Source organism: Burkholderia sp. SIMBA_051 (assembly GCF_046534915.1).
Taxonomy (GTDB): Bacteria; Pseudomonadota; Gammaproteobacteria; order Burkholderiales; family Burkholderiaceae; genus Burkholderia; species Burkholderia ambifaria.
Genome location: NZ_JAWRXS010000904.1, coordinates 1 through 236 on the forward strand (window position 1 = coordinate 1; position 236 = coordinate 236).

The window sequence follows — 236 nt, forward strand, 5'->3', positions numbered from 1 at the left end:
TTCACGATCAATCTCTATAGTTCACCACATGGCGAAGTATCCGGTCAGTCAGTTGGATCGTACGTTTTCCGCTCTCGTGGACCCCACGCGGCGGGCTATCCTCGCGCGTCTGGAGCGGGAGCCCGGCCTGTCGAGCACGGAGATCGCGCGTCCGCTGCCGCTCAAGCTTCCCGCTGTCATGAAGCACCTCGACGTGCTGAGCGAAGCGGGTCTCGTGGCGCGTACCAAGAAAGGCC

General features: G+C 62.3%; 1 protein-coding gene. It reads left to right on the plus strand.

The features are described from left to right. Nucleotides 1-28 precede the first annotated feature (28 nt). Nucleotides 29-236 (plus strand): ArsR/SmtB family transcription factor (locus SB771_RS37085; RefSeq protein ID WP_410722297.1); only part of this gene is annotated, 208 nt, incomplete at its 3' end.